Here is a 9,466-nt window from a genome sequence, read left to right as displayed (position 1 = left end):
CTTCATGATTTAAAACATCTTCTTTATAAAACTTAAATTGTTTTCCTGTTATTTCTTTCACTCGATTTATAGATTCTACCGAGCTATTCGAAAGGTTATCCACTACTATAATTTCGTAACCGCTATTTAGTAATTCTACACATGTATGACTACCAATATATCCTGCTCCACCTGTTACAAGTATTGCCATAATTATACCTCCAATATTATTAAACCTTAATAAAAAAGAAAATCATTTATCCTTTATTAAAACAAATGATTTTCTTCTCACAGATTTTATTTAGCTATGAAATAATCCGTTACATATTGAGCCCAAACCTCATGACCTTTAGCACTTGGGAAACCAAATTCTTCTTGTAAGTACGGTAAAATAGCCTTTGTTGTTGCATCCGGCCATGCTCCCCAATGATCAATATATGTATAATTATTTTGCGTCGCAAATTGTTTTAATGCTTCAATCGATTTCGGATAATTCTTCGCACCATACACTGGATTTGATGGTTGAATCATAATCGTAGCACCCTTTGCACTAGTAGAAAGTGCCTGAACGAACTTCTGTGTATTCACAACAGAGTTTCCGTTACCAGTTTTACCATTATCAGTAATAAATGGTGGTTCAAATAAAATCACATCTGGATTCTCTTTCCCAATCTCTTTATCACGTTTATTCGTAATTAACTCTTCTGTGCTTTCACCCTTATATTCCTTTACAGTCACATTCCATAAACCTTTACCGTAAGCAGTTTCTAAATTAGTTGTTAACTTAGCTGCCCAAGCACTTTTTTCAGATGAAGAAGCTTCATCACCAACAATAACAAGATTTACTGCCTTTTTATCCTCAGCAGCTTTCTTTAACTTCTCTTTCACTGCATCTGGCAAGTTTTTCGCGTATACTTCATTAAAAGATGACTTCGCATCTTGTTTTTTCTCTTCTTTTTTCTCTTCTTTCTTTGCCTTGCTATCTTTCACTTCAGCCTTTGTTTTCGTTACTTCACTCGTTTGCCCTGTTGCATTCGCAATCTTCTTATTCCAATACAATTTACCGCTCACAATCGAAGCGACAAACAATACAAAAATAACAAGGACAAGTACCGCTTTCTTATTCATCGATTCACCTCATCTATTAATCTCACAATATATAATACTAATATAAATTCACGCAAAAATAAACCCAACTCCTTCCAAAGGAGTTGGGTTGTTACATATTACTTAGTTAATTCAAGATGCGCTTTTAATTTATTTGTTAAATCTTGTTTTGCTGCATCTGGAACATAATAGTACCAAATACCGTCGGCGGCTTTGTGGCCGTCACCTGGGATTTGAATCTCTTCACTATTCTGCATGCAATCTTTATAATTCTTTTGAATATCAAACATTTGATCTTGCGTTAAACTTGTTTTTACGTTTTTCTCAATTGCTTTTAATACATCACCGTAACTTGCTAGAGAAGATACACTTGCGCCCTTTTTAATTACAGCTTGAATAACTTGACGCTGGCGCATTTGACGACCGAAGTCACCGCGTGGATCTTCATAACGCATACGAGTATATTTTAAAGCTTTTTCACCATCTAAATGAATTTCACCTTTAGCAAAGTGTGTGTCCCTTGATGTAAAATCTAAATCGTTATTTACATCAACGCCACCAACAGCATCCACAATATCTTTAAAACCAGCCATATTCACTTCAATGTAATGATCGACTGGTACATTAAGAAAATTCTCCGTTGTTTTTACAGCCATATCAATACCACCAAAGGCATAAGCATGATTAATCTTATCTTTTTTACCTTTACCAATGATTTCTGTATAAGTGTCACGGGGAATGCTTGTAATCTTCATTGATTTTTTTTGAGGATTCAAAGTAAATAACATCAATGAATCAGATCTTGATGTTTCACTTTCTCTTTGATCTGTTCCCATTAATAAAATAGAAATAGGCTTTTTATCTGCAACATCTACTTTTTGATCACGTTTTTCAGACTTATCACGTTCTAGTGGTTTATGCACCGCATCTAAAGTATTAGACACATTAGAATAAACGCTATATGCATATGCACCACCTGCAACGATAAGAACACCAACAATACCTAGAATCCAAAATATAATTTTCTTTTTCATATTTTATACCTTCTTTATATTCTTATAATTTATTTCATATTTTAATTTATCAATTATCTATTCAACTAGTCAATCCTAATAATTTGGAATATCATTGTCCCTTCTTACGTATTAACATACTTTTAATTATTTGAATCATATCTATAAAATATTTGTCTTTTACTATCCCCAGCATAATAAAATAAAAAATTATGCTACCTAACATAATAAATATACCTACAAAAATACTCTCAGGCTTAAACATTAAATACGGCAATACTACCGCTATAGTAGCTATTAGACAATATGAAAGGTAATTCATTGAAAATAGATTAAATTTTACACCTGTCCTTCTTAACCACAAAGAATAAAATATTAACTTAGATAACTCAGTTAATACGAATGTAATGGCTGCACCTACAATAAGATATTTTGTTGTTAAGGTGATATTGGCAACTAGATTAATTACCAATGCTAATAGCATTGCATATATAGAAATGCGTTCTCTACCCGTAGAATATAAATAGTATGCATAAATCGCTACTAATGGCATTATTATTAGACATAGGGAAGTAATTTGTGAAACCACAATCGCTCCCATATACTCTGTTCCAAAAAGAATCTTTATTATAATATTAGAGTATAACATAAAACCGATACACGCCGGTATTGAAATAATCCCTAAGAAGTGACCTGTTTTATTCAAGATTTTCCTTTGTGAGCCATGATCATTATTACTATTTAAATAACTAAGCCTTGGCAATAGTACTGCAAATGCATTTGAAACAATCGCAACTAGCATTGTAGTCATTTTTATACCAACATTATAAAGACCTAAATTTTCTTTTGCAGCAATACTCCCTAACAAAATAGAATTTAATTGTAATGTGGTTGTACTAACAAATGATATTATAAGTGCTAAAAAAACTGGCCTTAAGTGTAAAGAAAATGATAAGTTTCTTTTTTTTATTTCAATAAACTTTATTAAATAACAACTATTTAATAAAGCAGTCAAAATAAAACTACCTAAATTTAGTAATACATATATTAGATAATCTTCTTTTTCATTAACAAACATAAACACACAAATGACAAAAATAATTTTGATTACAACATCTCGCGTTGTAATATACTTAAACTCTTCTATCCCTACAAAAAACCATTGAAAAGTAAATAAATTTGTTAACATTGTTAATCCGGTAATAAGGAAAATTAAAAATTCACCATTTATCCCCGAAAGGTTAGATAAAAAAACTCCATATAAGCAAAACATACAAACTGTTAATGCCAATTGTATAATGAACAGTTCTTGAAATTTAGCCCCCAACTTTTCTTTATCATCTTTTACTACCGCAATTTCACGCGTCGCATGCCCAACTAATCCAGTTCCTGCAAATACAGCAAAAATAGCGACTATACTAGTCGCATAGTTAATACTGCCATAATAACCTGGTCCTAAAACCCTTGAAATATAAGGAAAAGTTATAAATGGTATAACTAATAATACTATCTGATTTAGAAAACTATAAATTGTATTTCTAGTTAAGCTACTCATGATTTATGACACATCTCTCATGTTTAATATTTTCTGCACTTAGTTCTCAATTAAAGAAATTATTTTTTTCATGTTTTCTCGATTAATTGTTTCAACTTCTTTACTTCCTTTACTCGCCCTATATTTGAAGGAATGAATATCGCTGGCTAACTTCTTTACCCCTTCAATAATACCTTCTGTTGTGTTATCTACAATTAAACCGTACTCACTTTCACCAAGTATGCTAACTGTTCCAGTCCTTGTTGATACCACTGGGACTTCTAAAAGAATTGCTTCTGCTACAACTAAGGAATACCCTTCAACCCTCGATGAAGATATAAAAAACTCACTATTTTTAATATACTTATATGGGTTTTCTACAAAGGGTATAAATATAACATCTTCCTCAATCCCTAGGTCGGCTGCTAATTGTTTTAATTTATTTTCCTCATAACCACTACCAATTATAACTAATTTAAATTCCTTAATCTTATCCTTTTTTCTTAAGATCGCATATGCTTTGATTAATCTATCAAATCCCTTTTCTTTCACTAATCTTCCAACAGAACAAATATATTTAAAACTTAGTTCGCATTTTTCTTCAGCTAATGTTTTAATACGTTCACAATCTATGAAATTTGGAATAACAGCACTACCATTATGTTTTCTATTAAAGTATGCATTATAGCCTTTTTCCGATTGTTCTGATACAAAAACCATATTATCCAAACTATCGTATATTTCTGTTTCTATTGAATGGTTTTTAAAAAAGTTTTCAGCATGGTTGTGTCTACTTAAATCTGTATGAATCCATCCTATATGTTTTCTAGATTTAATATGATCTAAAGAAGAAGATATTTTAATAGGCAGCCCTTCAACGAATCCAATCTCAACATCATAATTTTCTTTTAAACGATAACTCATTATTTTTCTTATATAATTTGCATCAATCTTTTGGCATAACTTAAAAAAATTAATTATGATAAACCTATTTAAAATTCTATCACTAATTTTTCTTGAACTGGCACTTATATTAAATAAACTAACATGCTTTACTTTTTCTGCAAGTTGGTTATCTAATTTATTTTTACAAAAGGTAAAAACAGTCACAGAATAATCTCTATTCCTTGATAAATTATTTGCAACATCCACTAGAACTCTCTCTGCCCCACCTGCTCCCAGTTGTCCAATAACAAACAAAATCTTTTTCAAGGATTTTCCTCCTATAATTCCAGCATACTAAATTAATCTTTACTTTAAAAATCCCATACCATTTTGTAATATTCTTCTCATTTCTTCCTTTTTTTCTTTAGTAATATTACCACCTAAAGTATAACTTTCATCAAACAAATGACTTTCTTCCATTCTTTTTTTCTGCTTGGTAATGTATTCACTTGTTTTACCAATCGATTTAGCAGGATTTCCAGCAACCACTGTATTAGATGGGATATCCTTATTAACTACACTTCCTGCTCCTATTATTACATTATCCCCTATTTCAACATTAGGAAGTATAATAGTACCTGCTCCTATAAATACTTCATTTCCGATTTTAACAAGTCCAACTTTAACATAATCTAAATAAAACTTCGTACTTGCATCATGTGCCAAAATATGAACATTGGGAGCCAATGTAACATTATCTCCTATGCTTATTTTCCAACAATGACTAGGATCTATTATACAACCATCATTAAATGCGAAATTTTTGCCTATCTTCAGTCCCCTTTTCTCTAAATCTCCTAAAATTTCTTCATAACTACTTCTAAAACCTAATTTTCTTTTAATTTTTCGTTTTATCTTTGAAATCATATTAGACTCCCCATATGAAGTTTTTCTAGCGTACTTTTATTAACTACTATTACATTTTACAATCGTTAATTACTTCTATAATCTTTTCTAATTTCTCCTTATTCTCATTCAATACCATCTTTTCTCCCCACAACGCCTTCTTAGCATATACAGAATTCTTATCCATTACTTCTTTAATTCCTTTTATTAGTCCATCAGTATTATTTGGAACTACTAATCCAAACTCCCCATTATTCAAAATACTAGAAGCCCCTGTATCTGTAGCAACAACTATCTTTTTCAGTACTAATGCTTCTAAAACAACTGTAGGATAGCCCTCCACCCTAGAAGATGAAACAAAAAATTCACTGTTTTTAATATACTTATATGGGTTTTTACTAAATGGTACAAACATAATATATTCTTCTAATTTTAACTTTCTAGCAAGTTCTTTCAGCTTATTTTCATCTTTTCCGCTACCTATGATTAGCAGTTTAAGATCTCCAATTTCTCCTTCCTTTTTTAATTTACAATAACTTTCAATTAAACGGTCGAATCCTTTTTCCTCACTCAATCTGCCTACACTACAAATATATTTAAAATCAAATTCAATTTCCTCTTCAGATAAGGACATAATTCTTTCTATATTTAATATATTTTTTAATACATATAAATTATCTTGGTTTCTAATTCCCTCAAAATACTCCAAGTAACCTATCTTAGATGTTTCCGAAACAAAAATTAATTTATTCATACTTGAATAAGTATCCGATTCATTAATTTTATTTTTAAAATAAGCTCTACAATAATTAAATCTCTTCAAATCTGTATGAATCCAACCTATTTTCATTGCAGAACTTTGTGATACAAATTTTATAGGGAATCCTTCTAAAAAAGCTACTTCAATATCAAATGATTCTTTTAAAAAAATATTAATAAACTTTCTCATTTTAGATGGACTTAAAATCTTAAGCAATTTAAGAATTAATCTTATTTTAATTTTTGATATTATATCTTGGTTAGCTAAATCTACATTAAATAATTTCACATGTCTTACTTCTTTATCTAATTGATCATCTAATATACCACTACCAATTGTAAAAATTGTTATATTATATATATTTTTTTTATTTAATGTATTTATTAAATCTATTAGTACTCTCTCTGCTCCCCCCCCACCTAAATAAGGGATTACAAATAATATATTTTTCATTGTCTTCAACCAACCTTATAGAATTAATTTCCATTTAAAGGGAAATACCTTTACTAACCATAATAAATTATTGAATAGATTACCACATCTACGTGAACCTCTATTTCCAATCCATTATTTTACATCTATTCCCTTTAAAAACTCATGAAATCGATACTCTATTTTGTCCCACTCACAATTTTCCACTGTTTGCGACAACTGTAAAATATCATATTTACAAATTTCTTTAGAGACTTTTTCTATTCCTTCAACAATACTATTAATGTCCTCATTAATCAGTATCCCATTCCTATCATTAATAATTTCTGCATTAGCTTTTGTATTGGTTCCTATACATACTATTCCATTAATAATATATTCATATGTTTTAGTAGGAGGTTGTACATCATAATAATCCGTAATGGGGACATAAGAGAAACCTACCGTAGCTTCCTTAAAAAGGTTTATTATTTCATCATGATTTTTTCTACCATGATATTGAATATTACCCTTATTTTTAACATTCTCTATTGCTTCCATAACTCTTTGCTGATACTTTTCCGTGTATGCAGAACCAACTACATCCAAGCTAGTTTGAATTCGATTGTCGGTTTTTGTACAAAAAATATCATATGCTTTAATAACATTTTCAATATTTCTATTTTCAAAAGTTCCTACATAAAGAAATTTTATTTTCTCTTTGTTTACTTTTTTCTCCCTAATATCCACAATACGATCTGCGCCTAAGGGTAATAATGTATATTTAGATATTTTTAATTTTTTCGCCAATAAATCTGAAATAACTGTTATATGGTCAAAGAACTTAGTAGACCATTTCATAGCATTATCATAAAAATGCCTTTTCTTTTCACTGGAAAACACCGCTCCAGTTCGAATATCCATGATCCAATTTGCTTTTGAGGTGAATTTTCTCAATAACAGAGGAATACACCCGCAGTATTCTATTGTTCCACTAATGATAATCCAGTTATATGCTTTTCTATTCTTTAAAATGAATTTAATTATCTCTATATTGTATTTCAGATAATTTATTATTCTATTTTTACTAATATTAACGTATTTAACATTAACATTTTCCGGGAGATTTACTCTCAAACGATTATTATCAAAACACAAAATATCAACATGGACGTTATGTTTCGATAAATAATTCACCATTTTTAAATAGTCCGTATTATATCCATACTGCCCCTTTGGAATAAGTAACATTTTTTTCATATTTATATACCTCTTGAAATCCCTTACAAATTTTCAATTATACTAAAAGGTAGCAATGAATTATTTTTGCTACCTTTTAGTATAAAAATCATTATTAAATTTTTTAAAATCCCTACATTTGACGCGGGCAATTATCTGTTAAATTAATTTTAACTATTAAATAAGATAACCAAAAAATAGGGACAATCTCCCAATATAATAGATTATCCACCATAAATAATATTGTAGTGACTAAAAAGAATCCAATTGTTTCTTTGCTAATCTTAAATAAATTATAGAAAATAAGACAATAGATTATTAAGAATAATCCTCCTCCTATAATTCCATAATCAAGAAATTCATTTAAAAATACATTATGTGCACCTTGGAAATAAATATTTATTTTGTATAAATACCAGTTATCTATTACACCATTAGGATGTTGCCGTAGTAAATCCAATGCACCTTCCCAAATATACTTCCTGGATCCCCAGCTACTTAAATCCCGCACGTCTGCAGTGTAATTAAATACTATCAAACTACATATAATTGCTCCTAAAATCGTAACAAGAACAATAAGGTATCTAAAATATTTATTAATTTTCTTATACTCAATAAATGTTACCATTAATACGACCATCGCACCAAGGGACATTATTGAATTTGTCAAAATAACGTTAATAGCTAATATAATTATTCCTATCCAGCGTATTTTTACATCTAAACGAGAATTGGTTTTAAGCATAAACATTCCTGTTAAACAATAAAATGCATATTTCGTTTTTTGTGAAAAAACTGATTGAAATCTAACTTCACTAAAATATTGCATCATTGTATTTTCGTCAAAAACAGTAAAATATGGTGAACTGAATCTGATGCTCAGCCCATAGATTCCTTTTATATATAGAAAAATACCTATTAATCCCATAGCTATAAATGAATAGCTCACCATCTTAGACAATCTAATAGAAAAATCATCTGTCCATGAGAAGGTAGTAAGCATAAGTATAAAAGTAAATATATATAAATTATCAAAAAACACCTTATATATTGATTTATTTTCTAATCCTATGTATAAACCTATAAAAAAGGTAAATAACATATATGTTATTAGAAATAATATCAGGGTCAATTCCCTTTTCGGTAAATTAACTCTTAAACTTCCTACCTTTAATAAATTTAACAAAGTATATGCAATATACATAAAGCATAATATCCCAGAAGGGTATATATATGTGTTATTAAATCTATTACCTACTATAAAGAAAAACGAGGATAAAAACACACCGTATATAATTAATTTATTCATTACTATATCCTATCCATTTTATTTTCCTTGAACTATTTTAATTGCGTATAAATTATACTCATATTGTTTCCTTGTTAAAAACAATAAATAATTCTACTTTATAAACGATTTTCAAAGTGAAAAATCTTTTTCATTATTCCTTATCTAATAGTTAACCATACACTTCAGTAATACACCTTTATTTCTAAATACATTATTCTGTTTCTAATAACAAAATTACCATTACTATTTAATATAAATATCCATTTGTTTTAAAAAACCTAATAATGTAACTACTTGATCTTTTTCGAGAGTATTTCCTTCTCTAAATAAAAACTCACAAT

Annotated in this window: 9 protein-coding genes; all 9 read right to left on the bottom strand. The window is 29.0% G+C overall.

The genetic code is table 11. The annotated features are described in order from the left end of the window. Positions 1-190, bottom strand: a 190-nt coding sequence (locus tag MR170_RS28675; RefSeq protein WP_242310329.1) for an SDR family NAD(P)-dependent oxidoreductase, incomplete at its 3' end; no start/stop codon positions are given. A gap of 86 nt (positions 191-276) precedes the next feature. After that, a complete protein-coding gene (locus MR170_RS28670) occupies positions 277-1,107 on the bottom strand; it encodes an SGNH/GDSL hydrolase family protein (protein WP_242310327.1) in 831 nt (276 codons plus the stop codon). Between the two features lie 98 nt (positions 1,108-1,205). Further along, the gene (tagU, locus tag MR170_RS28665) at positions 1,206-2,120 is read right to left on the bottom strand and encodes a polyisoprenyl-teichoic acid--peptidoglycan teichoic acid transferase TagU (RefSeq protein ID WP_017763775.1); all 915 of its coding nucleotides are present in this window, start codon (positions 2,118-2,120) and stop codon (positions 1,206-1,208) included. Positions 2,121-2,211: 91 nt separating this feature from the next. Next, complete coding sequence (locus MR170_RS28660; protein WP_071731468.1) at positions 2,212-3,654, bottom strand: flippase; 1,443 nt, start codon at positions 3,652-3,654, stop codon at positions 2,212-2,214. Between the two features lie 39 nt (positions 3,655-3,693). Further along, complete coding sequence (locus MR170_RS28655) at positions 3,694-4,845, bottom strand: glycosyltransferase (RefSeq protein WP_098843332.1); 1,152 nt, start codon at positions 4,843-4,845, stop codon at positions 3,694-3,696. Positions 4,846-4,884: 39 nt separating this feature from the next. Continuing rightward, the gene (locus MR170_RS28650) at positions 4,885-5,445 is read right to left on the bottom strand and encodes an acyltransferase (RefSeq protein WP_071731466.1); all 561 of its coding nucleotides are present in this window, start codon (positions 5,443-5,445) and stop codon (positions 4,885-4,887) included. A 49-nt stretch (positions 5,446-5,494) separates the two neighbouring features. Beyond that, positions 5,495-6,637 carry a glycosyltransferase gene (locus tag MR170_RS28645; protein ID WP_242310325.1) on the bottom strand — a complete coding sequence of 381 codons (1,143 nt, stop codon included), beginning with the start codon at positions 6,635-6,637 and terminating at the stop codon, positions 5,495-5,497. 114 nt (positions 6,638-6,751) lie between these two features. Beyond that, a complete protein-coding gene (locus tag MR170_RS28640) occupies positions 6,752-7,855 on the bottom strand; it encodes a glycosyltransferase (protein WP_098975811.1) in 1,104 nt (367 codons plus the stop codon). A 112-nt stretch (positions 7,856-7,967) separates the two neighbouring features. Beyond that, entirely contained in the window at positions 7,968-9,143 is a 1,176-nt protein-coding gene (locus MR170_RS28635; protein WP_081366380.1) for an O-antigen ligase family protein, read from the bottom strand. Positions 9,144-9,466 lie beyond the last annotated feature (323 nt).

Source organism: Bacillus cereus group sp. BfR-BA-01524 (genome assembly GCF_022662595.1).
Lineage (GTDB): Bacteria > Bacillota > Bacilli > Bacillales > Bacillaceae_G > Bacillus_A > Bacillus_A thuringiensis_S.
Note: the sequence above shows the minus strand (reverse complement) of the source record. Positions and strands in the feature narration are given on the sequence as shown.